The organism is Citrobacter sp. Ce129, assembly GCF_030334545.1.
Taxonomy (GTDB): Bacteria; Pseudomonadota; Gammaproteobacteria; order Enterobacterales; family Enterobacteriaceae; genus Citrobacter; species Citrobacter europaeus.
Genome location: NZ_JAOWDS010000059.1, coordinates 228,428 through 247,494 on the forward strand (window position 1 = coordinate 228,428; position 19,067 = coordinate 247,494).

Annotated in this window: 13 protein-coding genes; 7 read left to right on the forward strand and 6 right to left on the reverse strand. The window is 53.0% G+C overall.

The genetic code is table 11. The features are described 5' to 3' along the window. Positions 1-41: 41 nt before the first annotated feature. The 3 genes from OGV77_RS10680 to aroP form a co-directional block, all read right to left on the reverse strand. Positions 42-992: a glycoside hydrolase family 43 protein gene (locus OGV77_RS10680; RefSeq protein ID WP_087051019.1), complete on the reverse strand. Its 951-nt coding sequence runs from the start codon at positions 990-992 to the stop codon at positions 42-44. Continuing rightward, the gene (locus OGV77_RS10685) at positions 992-2,398 is read right to left on the reverse strand and encodes a glycoside-pentoside-hexuronide (GPH):cation symporter (protein ID WP_047406163.1); all 1,407 of its coding nucleotides are present in this window, start codon (positions 2,396-2,398) and stop codon (positions 992-994) included. The genes OGV77_RS10680 and OGV77_RS10685 overlap by 1 nt, the downstream gene beginning before the upstream one ends. Before the next feature lie 157 nt (positions 2,399-2,555). Beyond that, positions 2,556-3,929: an aromatic amino acid transporter AroP gene (gene aroP, locus OGV77_RS10690; RefSeq protein ID WP_008786209.1), complete on the reverse strand. Its 1,374-nt coding sequence runs from the start codon at positions 3,927-3,929 to the stop codon at positions 2,556-2,558. A 564-nt stretch (positions 3,930-4,493) separates the two neighbouring features. On the opposite strand from aroP, the gene pdhR reads away from it, so the two are divergent. The 5 genes from pdhR to traT all read left to right on the forward strand — a co-directional run bounded on the left by pdhR (position 4,494) and on the right by traT (position 12,518). Then, positions 4,494-5,258 (forward strand): pyruvate dehydrogenase complex transcriptional repressor PdhR, encoded by a 765-nt coding sequence (gene pdhR / locus OGV77_RS10695; protein WP_003018699.1) that lies wholly within the window; start codon positions 4,494-4,496, stop codon positions 5,256-5,258. 163 nt (positions 5,259-5,421) lie between these two features. Beyond that, a complete protein-coding gene (aceE, locus tag OGV77_RS10700; RefSeq protein ID WP_043018442.1) occupies positions 5,422-8,085 on the forward strand; it encodes a pyruvate dehydrogenase (acetyl-transferring), homodimeric type in 2,664 nt (887 codons plus the stop codon). 14 nt (positions 8,086-8,099) lie between these two features. Continuing rightward, positions 8,100-9,992, forward strand: coding sequence for a pyruvate dehydrogenase complex dihydrolipoyllysine-residue acetyltransferase (aceF, locus tag OGV77_RS10705; protein WP_043018443.1), 1,893 nt, complete (start codon positions 8,100-8,102; stop codon positions 9,990-9,992). Positions 9,993-10,167: 175 nt separating this feature from the next. Beyond that, positions 10,168-11,592 (forward strand): dihydrolipoyl dehydrogenase, encoded by a 1,425-nt coding sequence (lpdA, locus tag OGV77_RS10710; RefSeq protein WP_003829486.1) that lies wholly within the window; start codon positions 10,168-10,170, stop codon positions 11,590-11,592. 194 nt (positions 11,593-11,786) lie between these two features. Continuing rightward, on the forward strand, positions 11,787-12,518 hold the full coding sequence (gene traT / locus OGV77_RS10715; RefSeq protein WP_043018444.1) for a conjugal transfer complement resistance protein TraT: 732 nt from the start codon (positions 11,787-11,789) through the stop codon (positions 12,516-12,518). A gap of 65 nt (positions 12,519-12,583) precedes the next feature. Here the strand turns inward: traT and OGV77_RS10720 are convergent, their stop codons facing one another. Both OGV77_RS10720 and OGV77_RS10725 read right to left on the reverse strand, forming a co-directional pair. After that, positions 12,584-13,378, reverse strand: a complete 795-nt coding sequence (locus tag OGV77_RS10720; RefSeq protein ID WP_087051020.1) for a DUF2950 family protein — start codon at positions 13,376-13,378, stop codon at positions 12,584-12,586. Between the two features lie 10 nt (positions 13,379-13,388). Then, entirely contained in the window at positions 13,389-14,966 is a 1,578-nt protein-coding gene (locus OGV77_RS10725; RefSeq protein WP_087051021.1) for a DUF3300 domain-containing protein, read from the reverse strand. Positions 14,967-15,414: 448 nt separating this feature from the next. Between OGV77_RS10725 and acnB the strand changes: the two genes are divergently transcribed. After that, on the forward strand, positions 15,415-18,012 hold the full coding sequence (acnB, locus tag OGV77_RS10730; protein WP_016151723.1) for a bifunctional aconitate hydratase 2/2-methylisocitrate dehydratase: 2,598 nt from the start codon (positions 15,415-15,417) through the stop codon (positions 18,010-18,012). Between the two features lie 174 nt (positions 18,013-18,186). Then, complete coding sequence (yacL, locus tag OGV77_RS10735) at positions 18,187-18,549, forward strand: protein YacL (RefSeq protein WP_043018447.1); 363 nt, start codon at positions 18,187-18,189, stop codon at positions 18,547-18,549. Between the two features lie 33 nt (positions 18,550-18,582). Here the strand turns inward: yacL and OGV77_RS10740 are convergent, their stop codons facing one another. Then, positions 18,583-18,930 carry a YacC family pilotin-like protein gene (locus tag OGV77_RS10740; RefSeq protein WP_003018667.1) on the reverse strand — a complete coding sequence of 116 codons (348 nt, stop codon included), beginning with the start codon at positions 18,928-18,930 and terminating at the stop codon, positions 18,583-18,585. Positions 18,931-19,067 lie beyond the last annotated feature (137 nt).

The window sequence follows — 19,067 nt, forward strand, 5'->3', positions numbered from 1 at the left end:
CCGGCCTGGCGCATATGTAGGCCGGATAACGGCGCAATGACTCAATACGTATCCGCTGGCGGCACGCCAAAATCAGGCATCCCGTTTTCGTCCCAGCGCACGAGCTTCAGGCGAGTGTGGCGGTTTGGATCGTACAACGGATCGCCTTCAATTTCGGTGTAATTTCTCGCGTGGTACACCAGCACATCCTCACCTTCCGGCGTTTGCGTAAAGCTGTTGTGTCCCGGTCCGTACTGGCGGTTTTCGTAGCTGGTGGAAAAGACCGGGCGTGGTGATTTGTGCCAGTTCTGCGGGTTGAACGGATCGGCGTTGAGGTCAATCCACAATAATCCCATACAGTAGTTCTCATCGGTGGCGCTGGCCGAATAGCTGATAAACAGCTTGTCGCCGTGAACCATGACAGCCGGACCTTCGTTGACCCAAAAACCCCGGCATTCCCAGTCATACTCTGGATGGCTGAGCATGACCGGATCGCCTTTAATCGTCCATGGATTTTCCAGCTCAGCGAGATAGATATTGGAGTTGCCGGCGATATCGGGAGATTTTTGCGCCCACAGATACCACTGTTTTCCCTGGTGATGAAAGGTGGTGGCATCAAGCGCAAAGGTATCAAACTGTGTCTTAATCTGGCCTTTCTCTGTCCACTTGCCTGCCAGCGGATCGGTGTCCGCACATTCGAGCGCAAACATACGGTGCTGGAACATCCCCAGCTTGTCGAGCACCTGTGTGTGGGTGGCGGCAAAATAGATGTACCATTTACCAGCCAGATGATGGATCTCAGGCGCCCAGATGAGTTGGCTCATGGGGCCGCTTTCTGGTTTGCGCCAGACGACAACCGGGACGGCGGTGCGCAGCCCTTCCAGCGTGTCAGCGCGACGGAGCTCCAGTCGATCGTATTCGGGCACTGAAGCAATGAAATAGTAGTGGCTACCGTCACGTAAAATAAACGGGTCGGCACGTTGTTCAATAAAGGGATTAGGCCACTGATTCATTAGGCTTTCCTTACGGTTTCAGTCGTTTTTATATCGTGGTATTCATTCAGTTCACGGTAGTTGGCGCGACGCTTTTCTAAATCTGCCTGGATTTGCTGCATAAACTCGCGATCAACTTTCAGCAGACGAACCACGCCTGCGGTAATCAGGTAGCCTACGCCAGGTATGATGGTAAACAGCAGCATAATACCGTTAATGGCGGAGTCGCTTTGCACTTTCGCCCCTGCGTCGTAGCCGTACCAGGAGAGCAGGAAGCCAACCATCGCTCCGGCAATCGCCAGGCCCAGTTTCAGGAAGAACAGGTTGCCGGAAAAGCTGATTCCGGTGATGCGTTTACCGGTTTTCCACTCGCCGTAGTCATCGACATCCGCCATCAGCGACCAGTGCAGTGGGGAAGGGATCTGATGCAGAATGTTGAGCAGGAAGTAGAGCACCATAATCATCATGGTGGCTTTTGGATCGAAGAAGTAAAATGCGCCGGAGAAAATCGCCAGGATGATATTGGTCCAGAAGAAGACTTTCAGTTTGCACCAGCGATCGGTTAACACCTTTGCCAGCATGCTGCCGATCATCATGCCGACAACGCCAAGGCTGATAAACAACGTGGCAAACTGCGTGCTTTGCTGCATAACCCAGGTCACGTAGTACATAGTGGCGGCCATGCGAATAAAGCCCGGACAGACGTTGCACAAGGTTAACAGCAGAATTTTTACCCACTGATCGTTCTTCCACACGTCCTTCAGGTCTGCTTTTAAGTCGTCGTTAGTCGGGACCGCAGGACGGACGCGCTCACGCACAGTTGCAAAGCAAAACAGGAACATACACATACCGATGAAGGCAAGGACCGCCATCGCCATCTGATAGCCTTTGGCTTTGTCTTCTCCACCAAACCAGTCCGCCATGGGCAATAGGGTGAGGGACAGCAGCAGGGTTGCAATACCGACCAATACAAAGCGATATGACTGGCAGGCGACGCGTTCCTTTGGATCGTTGGTGATGACGCTGCCGAGCGAGCAGTAAGGAATGTTGATTGCCGTATAGGTGATAGAGAGCAGGAAGTAAGTGACGAACGCATAGATAACTTTGCTGTTATATGTCCACTCAGGGGTGGTAAACATAAGTACGCTGAATAATGCGTAAGGGAAAGCCATCCACAAAAGCCATGGACGAAATCGACCATATTTGCTGCGGGTACGGTCGGCCATCGCGCCCATTATAGGGTCAGTAACGGCATCGATAACGCGTACTGAGAGCAGTAATACGCCGACCAGGGCAGGCGCCAGACCAAAAATATCTGTATAAAAATAGTTAACAAACAACATGATGGCGCCAAATATGATGTTGCATCCGGCGTCGCCCATTCCATAGCCGATCTTTTCTTTCACCGTGAGCTTACTGGTTTCCATCAACTGCACTCCATTAATGAGATATGGAGAGAATTATTGTCTGGTACCGTTGTTTTTGCGTTGCAGGATAACGCCACTGATATGGACTAAACAGTCGTGAGTGGGAAAGTGTGAGGCAGGTAACAACCCCCACCCGATGCAGGTGGGGGAGGGAGAATTAATGCGCTTTAACCGCGCCAGCGGTTTTCTGCTTGCACAGGTAGCCGATGCCAAGAATGGCAATCCATACCGGAATTAAGTATACCGAAATCGCCATACCCGGCGTCATCAGCATAATCACCAACACCGCAGCCATGAAAATCAGGCACACCCAGTTACCCAGCGGATAAAGCAGCGCCGGGAAGCGTGTGGTAACGCCCTGCTGCTGTTTGGCTTTGCGGAACTTCATGTGCGCCAGGCTGATCATTGCCCAGTTGATCACCAGTGCGGAAACCACCAGCGCCATCAGCAGGCCAAAGGCGGATTCCGGCGCCAGATAGTTGATCAGTACGCACAGCGCCGTAACCAGTGCGGAGACCAGAATGGTGTTTACTGGTACGCCGCGTTTGTCGACGTTCATCAGCGCTTTTGGCGCATTGCCTTGTTGTGCCAGACCGAACAGCATACGGCTGTTGCAGTATACGCAGCTGTTATAGACAGAAAGGGCGGCGGTCAACACTACGATGTTCAGGGCATTAGCAACAAAGGTGTCGCCCAGCTCGTGGAAAATAAGGACAAACGGGCTGGTATCAGCCGTGACGCGCGTCCACGGCATCAGGGAAAGCAGAACCGCCAGCGAACCTACATAGAAAATCAGGATACGGTAGATAACCTGGTTGGTTGCTTTGGGAATGCTTTGCTCCGGGTTATCGGCTTCTGCCGCGGTGATCCCGACCAGCTCCAGCCCACCGAAAGAGAACATAATAATAGCCATCATCATCACCAGACCGGTGAATCCATGCGGTAGGAAGCCCCCCTGGTCCCACAGGTTACTGACGCTGGCCTGCGGACCGCCGTTGCCGCTAAACAGCAACCAGCCGCCGAACAGGATCATCGCAACCACGGCAATGACTTTAATAATGGCAAACCAGAACTCCATTTCGCCAAACACTTTCACGTTGGTCAGGTTGATGGCGTTGATCAGCACGAAGAAGGCCGCCGCAGAAACCCAGGTTGGGATCTCTGGATACCAGAATTGGATATATTTACCCACGGCTGTCAGTTCAGCCATGGCAACCAGCACGTACAGAACCCAATAGTTCCAGCCAGAAGAGAAGCCTGCGAAACCGCCCCAGTATTTATAAGCAAAGTGGCTAAAGGAGCCTGCAACCGGCTCTTCAACCACCATTTCACCTAACTGACGCATAATCAAAAAGGCGATAAAGCCGGCAATAGCGTAACCCAGAATAATACCCGGTCCTGCAGACTGGATAACGGATGCGCTACCGAGGAATAACCCGGTACCAATCGCGCCACCCAGTGCGATTAGCTGTATATGGCGGTTCTTAAGACCGCGCTTGAGCTGATCGCCATGCTGTTGACTTTCCATCATTAAACCTCGTGTGTGGTTTTACTCTTCATATTTCGAGTACTTATTTTGTGAACTACGCAGTAATGCGTGTGTAAGTTTGCAATTCCGTTTGTTGTATTAATTAGTTTACAGATGCTTTAGATAAAATGTTGCCTTAAGACTTTTGTCTTGATCAGAATAATGATATGCGAGCGCGAATGCACCTGCTTTGTGCGGGGAAGATGACGAGTTGAATAAAAAGAAACCATTTGTAAATACGAGTTTATCTACCACAAAATTTCCGTTTTGAATTTCTATTCATTAATTGTGGTTGATACGTCGATAAATAAGCAGGTGAATCGGTTCAGATGAGATAATATTTCGTTTCAATTCCGTTAAAACTACCCCGTGGTGGGTAAATTTAACATTTGTGCATAGTTACATGTTTGAAACGTTATTTCTGTAATGTTGTTAAAATATGCCCCCTTTACTGATTTCAATCAAAACCTGTATGGACAGAAGGTGAATACTTTGTTACTTTAGCGTCAAGAACATGAAATTGGTAAGACCAATTGACTCCGGGCAAATGGCTTAAGACAGGAAATCATGGCCTACAGCAAAATCCGCCAACCAAAACTCTCCGATGTGATTGAGCAGCAGCTGGAGTTTTTAATTCTTGAGGGGACACTTCGCCCCGGAGAAAAACTCCCACCGGAACGCGAGCTGGCAAAACAGTTCGACGTCTCCCGCCCCTCCTTACGCGAGGCGATCCAACGCCTTGAAGCGAAGGGGTTACTGCTTCGTCGTCAGGGCGGTGGCACTTTTGTTCAGAGCAGCCTGTGGCAGAGCTTTAGCGACCCACTGGTAGAGCTGCTCTCCGACCATCCTGAATCCCAGTTTGACCTGCTTGAAACGCGCCATGCGTTGGAAGGTATTGCAGCTTATTACGCTGCACTGCGCAGCACGGATGAAGACAAAACGCGTATCCGTGAACTCCACCATGCGATCGAGCTTGCGCAACAGTCCGGCGATCTTGACGGCGAATCTGATGCGGTACTTCAGTATCAAATTGCTGTCACCGAAGCGGCACACAATGTAGTGCTGCTCCATTTGCTAAGGTGTATGGAGCCGATGTTGGCCCAGAACGTTCGGCAAAACTTCGAATTGCTGTATGCGCGTCGCGAGATGCTGCCGCTGGTAAGCAGTCATCGTACCCGTATCTTTGAAGCAATCATCGCCGGGAAGCCTGAAGAAGCGCGTGAAGCGTCTCATCGTCACCTGGCCTTTATCGAAGAGATTCTGCTGGACAGAAGCCGTGAGGAAAGTCGTCGTGAACGCGCCTTACGCCGCCTGGAGCAACGAAAGAATTAGTGATTTTTCTGGCAGAACGTTAACCAGAAGATGTTGTAAATCAAGCGCCATATAAAGTGCGCGGCAACTAAACGCAGAACCTGTCTTATTACGCTCTCTGACGAGAACGTAATGGGACAGGTTCCAGATAACTCAACGTATTAGATAGATAAGGAATACCCCCATGTCAGAACGTTTCCCAAATGACGTGGATCCGATCGAAACTCGCGACTGGCTACAGGCGATCGAATCGGTCATCCGTGAAGAAGGTGTTGAGCGTGCTCAGTATCTGATCGACCAACTGCTTTCAGAAGCCCGCAAAGGCGGCGTGAAAGTAGCGGCAGGTGCAGGGGCCAGCAATTATGTAAACACTATTGCCGTTGAAGATGAACCGGAATACCCGGGCAATCTGGAGCTGGAACGTCGTATTCGTTCTGCTATCCGTTGGAACGCCATCATGACCGTACTGCGCGCGTCTAAAAAGGACCTCGAGCTGGGTGGCCACATGGCATCCTTCCAGTCCTCCGCAACGGTATATGATGTTTGCTTCAACCACTTCTTCCGTGCACGCAACGAGCAAGATGGCGGCGATCTGGTGTACTTCCAGGGCCACATCTCTCCGGGCATCTACGCACGCGCATTCCTGGAAGGTCGTCTGACTGAAGAGCAGATGAACAACTTCCGTCAGGAAGTACATGGCAAAGGCCTGTCTTCCTACCCGCACCCGAAACTGATGCCGGAATTCTGGCAGTTCCCGACCGTATCTATGGGTCTGGGCCCAATCGGTGCCATCTACCAGGCTAAGTTCCTGAAATATCTGGAACACCGTGGCCTGAAAGATACCTCTAAACAAACCGTTTACGCCTTCCTGGGCGACGGCGAGATGGATGAGCCAGAATCTAAGGGCGCTATCACCATCGCGACCCGTGAAAAACTGGACAACCTGGTCTTTGTTATCAACTGTAACCTGCAGCGTCTTGACGGCCCGGTAACCGGTAACGGCAAGATTGTTAACGAACTGGAAGGCATCTTCGCGGGTGCTGGCTGGAACGTTATCAAAGTCATGTGGGGCGGTCGTTGGGATGAGCTGCTGCGTAAAGACACCAGCGGTAAACTGATCCAGCTGATGAACGAAACTGTTGACGGCGACTACCAGACCTTCAAATCCAAAGATGGCGCATACGTACGTGAGCACTTCTTCGGTAAATACCCGGAAACTGCAGCCCTGGTTGCTGACTGGACTGATGAGCAGATTTGGTCTCTGAACCGCGGTGGTCACGATCCGAAGAAAGTTTACGCTGCACTGAAAAAAGCGCAGGAAACCAAAGGCAAAGCAACTGTAATCCTCGCCCATACCATTAAAGGTTACGGCATGGGTGACACCGCTGAAGGTAAAAACATCGCTCACCAGGTTAAGAAAATGAACATGGACGGCGTGCGTTATATCCGCGACCGTTTCAACGTTCCTGTGACCGACGAGCAGGTTGAAAACCTGTCTTACATCACCTTCCCGGAAGGTTCTGAAGAGCACACTTATCTGCACGCTCAGCGTCAGAAACTGCACGGCTACCTGCCTGCTCGTCAGCCGAACTTCACCGAGAAGCTGGAACTGCCAGCTCTGGAAGACTTCGGTGCGCTGCTGGAAGAGCAGAACAAAGAAATCTCCACCACTATCGCTTTCGTTCGTGCCCTGAACGTGATGCTGAAGAACAAGTCGATCAAAGATCGTCTGGTTCCGATCATCGCTGACGAAGCGCGTACTTTCGGTATGGAAGGTCTGTTCCGTCAGATCGGTATCTACAGCCCGAACGGTCAGCAGTACACCCCGCAGGACCGTGAGCAGGTTGCTTACTATAAAGAAGACGAGAAAGGTCAGATCCTGCAGGAAGGTATCAACGAACTGGGTGCTGGCGCATCCTGGCTGGCTGCTGCGACCTCTTACAGCACCAACGATCTGCCGATGATTCCGTTCTACATCTACTACTCCATGTTCGGGTTCCAGCGTATCGGCGACCTGTGCTGGCAGGCTGGCGACCAACAGGCTCGCGGCTTCCTGGTAGGGGGTACTTCAGGTCGTACTACGCTGAACGGCGAAGGTCTGCAGCACGAAGATGGTCACAGCCATATTCAGTCTCTGACTATCCCGAACTGTATCTCTTACGATCCGTCTTACGCGTACGAAGTTGCGGTCATCATGCACGATGGTCTGGAGCGTATGTACGGTGAGAAACAAGAGAACGTTTACTACTACATCACCACGCTGAACGAAAACTACCACATGCCGGCAATGCCAGCAGGTGCCGAGGAAGGTATCCGTAAAGGTATCTACAAACTCGAAACCCTCGAAGGTAAGAAAGGTAAAGTTCAGCTGCTGGGCTCCGGTTCTATCCTGCGTCACGTGCGTGAAGCAGCACAGATTCTGGCGAACGACTACGGTGTAGGCTCTGACGTTTACAGCGTAACTTCCTTCACTGAACTGGCGCGTGATGGCCAGGATTGTGAGCGCTGGAACATGCTGCACCCGATGGAAACTCCGCGCGTTCCGTACATCGCTCAGGTGATGAACGACGCTCCGGCAGTAGCATCTACTGACTATATGAAACTGTTTGCCGAACAGGTTCGTACTTATGTACCGGCTGATGATTATCGCGTACTGGGTACTGACGGTTTCGGTCGCTCTGACAGCCGTGAAAACCTGCGTCACCACTTCGAAGTTGATGCTTCCTACGTGGTTGTAGCGGCCCTGGGCGAACTGGCTAAACGTGGCGAAATCGATAAGAAAGTGGTTGCAGACGCAATCATCAAATTCAACATCGATGCAGATAAAGTTAACCCGCGTCTGGCGTAAGAGGTAAAAGAATAATGGCTATCGAAATCAATGTACCGGACATCGGGGCTGATGAAGTTGAAATCACCGAGATCCTGGTCAAAGTGGGCGACAAAGTTGAAGCTGAACAGTCGCTGATCACCGTAGAAGGCGACAAAGCCTCTATGGAAGTTCCGTCTCCTCAGGCTGGTATCGTTAAAGAGATCAAAGTCTCTGTTGGCGACAAAACTGAGACCGGCAAACTGATCATGATTTTCGATTCCGCCGATGGTGCAGCAGCCGCTGCACCTGCTCCGGCAGAAGAGAAGAAAGAAGCAGCTCCGGCAGCAGCACCTGCCGCCTCAGCAGCGAAAGAAGTACACGTACCGGACATCGGTGGTGACGAAGTTGAAGTTACCGAGGTCATGGTTAAAGTCGGCGACACCGTTGCAGCTGAACAGTCTCTGATCACCGTAGAAGGCGACAAAGCCTCTATGGAAGTTCCGGCGCCGTTCGCAGGTACTGTTAAAGAGATCAAAATCAACACCGGCGACAAAGTGTCTACCGGCTCGCTGATTATGGTCTTCGAAGTTGCGGGCGCAGCGCCTGCTGCAGCACCGGCTCAAGCGGCAGCTCCAGCAGCAGCGGCGGCTCCGGCAGCTTCTGGCTCGAAAGAAGTTAACGTACCGGATATCGGCGGTGACGAAGTTGAAGTCACTGAAGTGATGGTTAAAGTGGGCGATAAAATTGCCGCTGAGCAGTCACTGATCACCGTAGAAGGTGACAAAGCCTCTATGGAAGTTCCGGCACCGTTCGCGGGCACCGTGAAAGAAATCAAAATCAGCACCGGCGACAAAGTCAAAACCGGTTCTCTGATTATGGTCTTCGAAGTTGAAGGCGCAGCGCCTGCTGCCGCTCCTGCGCAAGCCGCAGCTCCGGCTCCGGCCGCTGCACCGGCTCAGGCTGCTAAACCAGCCGCGGCGCCAGCAGCGAAAGCGGAAGGCAAATCTGAGTTTGCTGAGAACGACGCTTACGTTCATGCAACGCCGCTGATTCGTCGCCTGGCGCGCGAATTCGGTGTGAACCTGGCGAAAGTGAAAGGTTCTGGCCGTAAAGGTCGTATCCTGCGTGAAGACGTTCAGGCTTACGTGAAAGACGCTATCAAACGCGCCGAGTCTGCTCCGGCTGCTGCTGGTGGCGGTATCCCGGGCATGCTGCCCTGGCCGAAAGTGGACTTCAGCAAGTTTGGTGAAATCGAAGAAGTGGAACTGGGCCGTATCCAGAAAATCTCTGGTGCTAACCTGAGCCGTAACTGGGTGATGATCCCGCACGTTACGCACTTCGACAAAACTGATATCACCGATCTGGAAGCGTTCCGTAAACAGCAGAACGCGGAAGCTGAAAAACGTAAACTGGACGTGAAATTCACCCCAGTGGTCTTCATCATGAAAGCCGTTGCCGCCGCTCTGGAACAGATGCCACGCTTCAACAGCTCCCTGTCTGAAGACGGTCAGCGCCTGACCCTGAAAAAATACATCAACATCGGTGTTGCGGTGGATACGCCGAATGGTCTGGTTGTTCCGGTCTTCAAAGACGTGAACAAGAAGAGCATTACCGAGCTGTCTCGTGAACTGACCACCATCTCCAAGAAAGCGCGTGATGGCAAGCTGACCGCTGGCGAAATGCAGGGCGGTTGCTTCACCATCTCCAGCATCGGTGGCCTGGGTACTACCCACTTCGCGCCGATTGTGAACGCGCCGGAAGTGGCTATCCTCGGTGTCTCCAAGTCCTCTATGGAGCCAGTGTGGAACGGTAAAGAGTTTATGCCGCGTCTGATGATGCCGATTTCGCTCTCCTTCGACCACCGCGTAATCGACGGTGCGGATGGTGCGCGCTTTATCACCATCATCAACAACATGCTGTCTGACATTCGCCGCCTGGTGATGTAAGCGAAAAAGCCGGCCCGACGGCCGGCTTTTTTCTGGTAATCTCATGAAGTCAGTGAGGTTATTGTGCGAAAGACAAATCGGTTGCCGTTTGTTGTTTCAAAATTGTTAACAATTTTGTAAAATACGGGCGGATAGAACGACCCGGTGGACGACGGGTATAAATTAAGAGGTCATGATGAGCACTGAAATCAAAACTCAGGTCGTGGTACTTGGGGCAGGCCCTGCAGGTTACTCTGCTGCCTTCCGTTGCGCAGATTTAGGTCTGGAGACCGTCATCGTAGAACGTTACAGCACCCTCGGTGGTGTTTGTCTGAACGTCGGCTGTATCCCTTCTAAAGCGCTGCTGCACGTAGCAAAAGTTATCGAAGAAGCCAAAGCGCTGGCTGAACACGGTATCGTTTTTGGCGAGCCGAAAACCGATATCGACAAGATTCGTACCTGGAAAGAAAAAGTTATCACTCAACTGACCGGCGGTCTGGCTGGTATGGCCAAAGGCCGTAAAGTGAAAGTGGTTAACGGTCTGGGTAAATTTACCGGGGCTAACACCCTGGAAGTTGAAGGCGAAAACGGCAAAACCGTGATCAACTTCGACAACGCGATCATCGCGGCGGGTTCCCGTCCGATCGAACTGCCATTCATTCCGCATGAAGACCCACGCGTGTGGGATTCCACCGATGCTCTGGAACTGAAAACTGTTCCTAAACGCCTGCTGGTAATGGGCGGCGGTATCATCGGTCTGGAAATGGGTACCGTGTACCATGCGCTGGGTTCAGAGATCGACGTGGTTGAAATGTTTGACCAGGTTATCCCGGCTGCCGATAAAGACGTGGTTAAAGTCTTCACCAAACGCATCAGCAAGAAATTCAACCTGATGCTGGAAACCAAAGTGACCGCCGTTGAAGCGAAAGAAGACGGTATCTACGTTTCCATGGAAGGCAAAAAAGCGCCTGCTGAAGCTCAGCGTTACGATGCGGTGCTGGTGGCTATCGGTCGTGTACCGAACGGCAAAAACCTCGATGCGGGCAAAGCTGGCGTGGAAGTTGATGACCGTGGCTTCATCCGCGTTGACAAACAACTGCGCACCAACGTCCCGCACATCTTTGCTATCGGCGATATCGTCGGTCAGCCGATGCTGGCGCACAAAGGTGTTCACGAAGGTCACGTTGCGGCTGAAGTTATCGCCGGTAAGAAACACTACTTCGATCCGAAAGTTATCCCATCCATCGCCTACACTGAACCAGAAGTTGCATGGGTTGGCCTGACTGAGAAAGAAGCGAAAGAAAAAGGCATCAGCTACGAAACCGCCACCTTCCCGTGGGCTGCTTCGGGCCGTGCTATCGCTTCTGACTGCGCAGACGGTATGACCAAACTGATCTTCGACAAAGAATCTCACCGTGTTATCGGTGGTGCGATTGTCGGCACCAACGGCGGCGAGCTGCTGGGCGAAATCGGTCTGGCGATCGAAATGGGTTGTGACGCTGAAGACATCGCGCTGACCATCCACGCTCACCCGACTCTGCACGAGTCCGTGGGCCTGGCGGCAGAAATCTTCGAAGGTAGCATCACCGACCTGCCAAATCCGAAAGCGAAGAAAAAGTAATCTCCCGCTTTTGTGAATACGCCTCTTCGGAGGCGTTTTTTTTGCCTGAAAGCTACCAGTTTTGGTAGTCATGTTATTGATATTTCCACTAAAAAAAACTGCGCAACTGCCGATACTTTTTTCGCCATTGTGTGGCTACTGGCTGCACGGAGAAGAGGCTCTGGACTCTCTATTACACGAAAAAAGGAAAATACATGTCTTTAAAAAAAATCGCGGTTGTTGGCATGGTTGTCGCGACAATGACGCTGACCGGTTGTGGTGCGATGACCACTGCCGTTAAAAAACGTAACCTCGAAGTGAAAACGCAGATGAGCGAAACCATCTGGCTGGAGCCTTCCAGCGAGAAGACCGTCTACATTCAGGTAAAAAACACTTCTGATAAAGACATGAGCAACCTGCAAACCCTGCTGGCAAACGATTTGTCCGCGAAGGGCTATAAAGTGACCAGTTCACCGGACAGCGCCTACTACTGGGTGCAGGCGAACGTACTGAAAGCAGACAAAATGGATCTGCGCGAAGCTCAGGGCTTCCTGAAGACCGGCTACGAAGGGGCGGCGGTGGGCGCTGCTTTAGGCGCGGGGATTACCGCCTATAACAGCAACTCCTCCGGTGCGGCGCTGGGTGTTGGCCTGGCGGCGGGACTGATCGGTATGGCTGCTGATGCTATGGTGGAGGATGTGAACTACACCATGGTTACTGACCTGCAAATCTCCGAACGCAGCAAAGCGAAAGTGACAACGGATAACGTTGCCGCTCTGCGTCAGGGCACGTCTGGCATTAAGCTACAAACCAGCAGCGCGCAGGGCGATCGCGCAAAATACCAGACCCGCGTGGTGTCGAATGCTAACAAGGTGAATCTGAAGTTCGAAGAAGCGAAACCGGTTCTTGAAGCGCAGCTGGCGAAATCCGTCGCTAACATCCTGTAATCTGTTGAAAGTTGCCGGGTGGCGGTTTCGCCTTACCCGGCCTCCTAACTTTTCGCCTCTGGGGATCAGGGTGCTACGGGCTGCCAGTTTTTATCCGGATGGTATGCGGTTAACGCCTGAGCTTTCTGCTGCGACTCCTCGCCAAGATCCGCCTGGTAGACCTTGTCTTCACCGTTAATGATAAAACTCATGACACCGGTGTGATCGTAGCTGACGGGCCAGGCAACCATCGCAAAGCCGCTGGCTTTATCGGGAAGGATACGGAAATGATAGCCGTGATAGCCCGTACCTGGCTCCGGTGGGCTAAAGGCCGGGCCTAGCGGGCTGGGGGCTTCGCCGGGCGAAACAGGCCAGTACAGACCGTCTTTTTTCCCTTCAGAACTGACAATCTTTTGCGCGTATTTTTGGTTCATCGCAAAGTAGCTTTGCTGAGCATCTACATAGGCGTGTAATGCTTCAATCGCGGAAAGTTCGTTGCGCCCAATCTCACGAGTCAGGATCTCTTCCGCCGCTTCCTTGATATCAAATTGCCAGCCAGAAGCGGTTTTAACAACGGGGATCGGCAGTTGCCAGTCGCTGTCCCCGACCACCAGATGCGCGGTATTGCCGTCGACGATGGTGTTATGGCGAACCTTCCAGTCGCGCAGGAAGCGATCAACCGCATCAGGATCAACGCCTTCCGGCGGCAGAAACTCGCGCCAGTTTTCCCCAAGTAAGTTGTTCATCGCGCTTTCATTTTGCTCGCTGATAGCGCTTGCCAGGGCATCGGTCGCCTGGTCTGGCGTACTGAAGGATTGCTGTGCCATCGCGGTGGCCGAAACCATGAACAACACCATTCCACTGAGTAGTTTATTTTTCATGTCGGCTGCCTTAACGATGACGGAATTCACGGTGTTCAGCACGACCGCCGGAAAGCTGGCGAGATGGCTGGTTGCGGGCGACCTGTCTGCTTTGAGCACCTCGCTGCTGCTGCGCCTGCCAACTGGCGGAGCGACTGTCGTTGCCGCTCAGTGCATTAGCGCGTGGCTGGCTGGTCCGCTGTTGAAGATTACGCTGCTGCACATTATGGTGCTGCGCTGGTTGCGTGATCCGTTTCTCCTGGCGTTGGGTCGCGGCCTGGCGATTTTCGCGCTGCTGAGTGTTCGCCCGTTTCGCCGTTTGCGGTTTGGTATCGTAACCCCGGTAGTTATTACGCTGGGAAATTTGCTTCAGCTGTTGGCTGGATGCCTGACGCTGGGCGTCTTTCGTGCCTGGACGCGCCGCCTGCGGGAATGTTTTCCCCGTCGATTTTTCCATCTGGCTCAGGGCTGCCTGACGCTGGCTATCACGGTTGACCGGTCTTTGCTGGGTTGAGCTTAATCCCGTCGCCGTGTTAGTGGAGTGAAAGCGGTTATTAAGCTGGTTGTTAGGGTACGGCACGCCCTCGCGATAGGCCGGGTTATGCTGCCAGGTACGGTTAGCGTCCGTCAGCCGTTGCCCACTGATTTTATTGAAGTTATCAACGTTGATATTAATATTGTTATCACCATTGCGGTTATAACCGCCATGGTTATCCCAGTCATCGTTATGATGGTGATCGTCGTCATCCCAGTCGATATTGCTAAAGATGGCATAGGTTGTGGCAACACCGAGGCTGAAGCCTAAACCGTTAACGAAGCTGTTGCCAAACTGCTCACCGGGCGTTGGCGGCAGATAGGTTGGCGGATAGGCGGTGTTCGGCCAGGTACCGTAAACCGTATTCGGGTTATAGGTGGGAACGTACACTACCTGTGGATCGGCGGATTCAATTTTGATTACCGTTGGAGCCGGTGGGGCCGTCGATTGAACTGTTACTCCTTCTTGAGTTTGGGTACGAGGAGGAGGCACATTTTTCACACTCGTGGTGACTGTCTGCTGCGGTGTCGATTGCAACGCACCGGTCTGTTGCGCCAGCGCACGCAGGCGTTGCACGGAATCCATAACATCTTTCGGCTGCGCAAGGAAAGCATCGCCCAGGCTTTGTACCCACGGCGGATTTTCACCCATCAGCGACATCAGTTGCGGAAATGCGACCAGTGATTTCACGCTGGGATCCCAGGGTTGGCTGGCAACGGCCTGAATGGCGGCATCACCCTGCATTTTGGGGTTGTCTTTTGACCACTGCGCGGCCTGGATGACGTTGGCTGGGTAGGTTGAGGCCATCAAAATCTGCGACAGCAGTGAATCCGGATAGAGCGCGATAGGCGCAACCCACTGATCGATTTGTGCCGCCGTGTACGTAGGTGTTGCAGCAGGCGCTGGGGCAGGGGCCTCTACGGGAGCCGGAGCCGGCGCTGACGGTTGTTGTGCGACGGGGGCTGGAGCTGCGGGCTCCGTTGCGCGACTTTTAACGAACATCACGCCAGAGGCGGCAAACAGCCCGGCACTGCACAGAAGGACAAGCAGGTGTGGCTTAAAGGGCAACTTCATAAAATGACTCCAACGAGACAAGTGCTGTGCCGTGAGGCGTTCCTGTTGCCGCGAGTATTATTCACCCGTGTTAGACAGTTTTGACTTTTATTGGGGATTCACCCGGCAGGTCCGGAAAAAGAGTGTGAAGATTTATTACACAATTATATCTGATGGCTGAAAAGTCGCTGGAATATTCAGCAGGTCACGCTTGAAAATCAACCGTTTCAGGGCGGTTTCAGGTAGCCTTAATTACCTCCCGCCTTGTCGCTATACCATTCTTAACGATTCAGCCAATTTTTTATGTTGCTTTTTTGTAAACGGATTAACACTTAATGAAAATCCTGTTATTGTGCCTTATGCGGTACCGGGCATTTACCCTACTAACTACTGTCTCACAGGAGCGTGAAGAGAATCGCCCATCTACAAAAGCGCCGCATTATGACAATGAGAGCGAGGAGATATCGTCGTGCTAGAAGAATACCGTAAGCACGTAGCTGAGCGTGCTGCCCAGGGGATTGTGCCAAAACCTTTAGACGCAACCCAAATGGCCGCACTTGTCGAGCTGCTGAAGACCCCGCCTGTGGGCGAAGAAGAATTCCTGTTAGATCTGTTAATCAACCGCGTTCCTCCTGGCGTAGATGAAGCCGCGTATGTTAAAGCTGGTTTTCTCGCTGCCGTCGCGAAAGGCGACACTACCTCCCCGCTGGTTACGCCAGAAAAAGCCATTGAACTGCTGGGCACCATGCAGGGTGGTTACAACATTCATCCGCTGATTGACGCGCTGGACGATGCAAAACTGGCGCCGATTGCCGCCAAAGCGCTCTCTTCAACGCTGCTGATGTTCGATAACTTCTACGATGTAGAAGAAAAAGCCAAAGCGGGCAACGAATATGCGAAGCAGGTAATGCAGTCCTGGGCCGATGCCGAATGGTTCCTGAACCGTCCAGCTCTGGCTGAAAAAATCACCGTTACCGTCTTTAAAGTGACCGGTGAAACCAACACCGATGACCTCTCTCCGGCTCCTGACGCATGGTCTCGCCCGGATATCCCTCTGCACGCGCTGGCGATGCTGAAAAACGCCCGTGAAGGTATCGAACCGGATCAGCCGGGCGCGGTAGGTCCGATCAAACAGATCGAAGAACTGCAGAAAAAAGGCTACCCGCTGGCTTATGTGGGTGACGTTGTCGGTACCGGTTCTTCGCGTAAATCCGCTACCAACTCCGTACTGTGGTTCATGGGCGATGATATTCCGCATGTGCCGAACAAGCGCGGCGGCGGTCTGTGCCTCGGCGGTAAAATTGCACCTATCTTCTTCAACACCATGGAAGATGCGGGCGCGCTGCCAATCGAAGTGGATGTGTCGAACATGAACATGGGTGACGTGATTGACGTTTACCCGTTCAAGGGCGAAGTACGCAACCACGAAACCGGCGAACTGCTGGCAAGCTTTGAGCTGAAAACCGACGTGCTGATCGACGAAGTGCGCGCTGGTGGCCGTATTCCGCTGATCATCGGTCGTGGCCTGACCACCAAAGCGCGCGAAGCGCTGGGCCTGCCGCACTCAGACGTCTTCCGTCAGGCGAAAGACGTGGCGGAAAGCAGCCGCGGCTTCTCTCTGGCACAGAAAATGGTGGGTCGCGCCTGCGGCGTGAAAGGTATCCGTCCGGGCGCGTACTGCGAACCGAAGATGACTTCCGTGGGCTCTCAGGATACTACCGGCCCGATGACCCGTGACGAACTGAAAGACCTGGCATGCCTGGGCTTCTCTGCTGATCTGGTGATGCAGTCTTTCTGTCATACCGCCGCGTATCCGAAGCCGGTTGACGTGACCACACACCATACGCTGCCGGACTTCATTATGAACCGTGGCGGCGTGTCGCTGCGTCCGGGTGATGGCGTTATCCACTCCTGGCTGAACCGCATGCTGTTGCCGGATACCGTCGGCACCGGCGGTGACTCCCATACCCGTTTCCCGATTGGTATCTCCTTCCCGGCGGGCTCTGGTCTGGTAGCGTTTGCCGCGGCGACCGGCGTGATGCCGCTGGATATGCCGGAATCCGTTCTGGTGCGCTTCAAAGGCAAAATGCAGCCGGGTATTACCCTGCGCGATCTGGTACATGCCATTCCGCTGTACGCGATCAAACAGGGTCTGCTGACCGTTGAGAAGAAAGGTAAGAAAAACATCTTCTCTGGCCGCATCCTTGAAATCGAAGGTCTGCCGGATCTGAAAGTCGAGCAGGCGTTCGAACTGACCGATGCCTCCGCTGAACGTTCCGCTGCCGGCTGTACCATCAAACTGAATAAAGAGCCGATCGTTGAGTATCTGAACTCTAACATCGTGCTGCTGAAGTGGATGATCGCTGAAGGCTATGGCGATCGCCGTACGCTGGAACGTCGTGTGCAGGGGATGGAAAAATGGCTGGCGGATCCGCAGTTGCTGGAAGCCGATGCTGACGCAGAATATGCGGCGGTGATCGACATCGATCTGGCGGATATCAAAGAGCCAATCCTGTGTGCGCCGAACGATCCGGACGATGCGCGCCTGCTGTCTGACGTGCAGGGCGAGAAGATCGACGAAGTGTTCATCGGCTCCTGTATGACCAACATCGGCCACTTCCGTGCCGCCGGTAAGCTGCTGGATGCGCACAAAGGCCAACTGCCGACGCGTCTGTGGGTGGCTCCGCCAACCCGTATGGATGCGGCACAGCTGACCGAAGAAGGCTATTACAGCGTGTTCGGTAAGAGCGGCGCGCGTATTGAGATCCCGGGCTGTTCCCTGTGCATGGGCAACCAGGCGCGTGTGGCTGACGGCGCAACGGTAGTGTCCACCTCTACCCGTAACTTCCCGAACCGTTTAGGTACCGGAGCGAACGTCTACCTGGCTTCTGCTGAGCTGGCGGCGGTTGCGGCGCTGATTGGTAAACTGCCGACGGCGGAAGAGTATCAGACCTATGTGGCGCAGGTGGATAAAACTGCCGTAGATACCTACCGTTATCTGAACTTCGACCAGCTGTCTCAATACACCGAGAAAGCCGATGGTGTGATTTTCCAGACCGCGGTGTAATGCGCTAACGCGTTTTGTTTAAAAACGCATCAATGCCCGGAGAAGTCTGCTTCTCCGGGCATTTTTATTTCTATTCCTTATACCCGCTACGCTTTTTTTCTGCCGCGCTGCTGCGATAATTACAGCAAGGCGCAATGCGGTATTGGCGCATTGCCGGGAGCAGAGGAAGACATTATGGATTACGAATTTCTGCGCGATATTACCGGGGTGGTAAAAGTGCGTATGTCCATGGGCCACGAGGTGGTGGGGCACTGGTTTAATGAAGAAGTGAAAGAGAACCTGGCCTTACTGGATGAAGTGGAACAGGCGGCGCGTGCGGTGAAGGGCAGTGAGCGCTCCTGGCAGCGAGCAGGGCATGAATACACGCTCTGGCTGGATGGTGAAGAGGTGATGGTTCGTGCTAATCAGCTGGAGTTCACCGGAGATGAAATGGAAGAAGGGATGAACTACTACGACGAAGAGAGCTTTTCACTTTGCGGCGTAGAGGATTTTCTTCAGGTCGTGGCCGCATATCGTGAATTTGTGCAACAGCGTTAATTCATGCGGAGCCAGCGGGCTCCGCTATGCCTGTTACTTCACGTACGCCAGCAGGCTTAACGAGTCACGCGCCAGCGCTTTGCATTTTTTTGCCGTTGGGATGCCGATACCGCTGAGATCGCGATAGCTGTCCTCACCCAGTGCCTTCATGTTGAAGGTGTCGTAATTGCTCAGGTCCCACTGGTTTTGCTGGGCAAAAAAGACCAGTGCGCGACGAATCTGCCCGTTAGGCAAATTCTGGTATCCACAGTCATTTTTCAGAAAAACAAAAACTGCCGTTAAATCGGCCATATCTTCGGCTTCGGACTCACTCAGCGCGTAGCTATTTGCGCATACGGCCATCAGGCTGCCGAACAAAACTGTTCTGAAAAACGTCTTCATTGCTTCTACCACTGCATCACGGAATTTAAACGTTAGCACACTGCGAGCGAAGCGACGACCTTTATTATTAGCCGTTCACTTGACCTTCCCGTAAGGGGAAGGCTTATGCTTAAAAGATAGCCTGCTTAAGCTGCTGA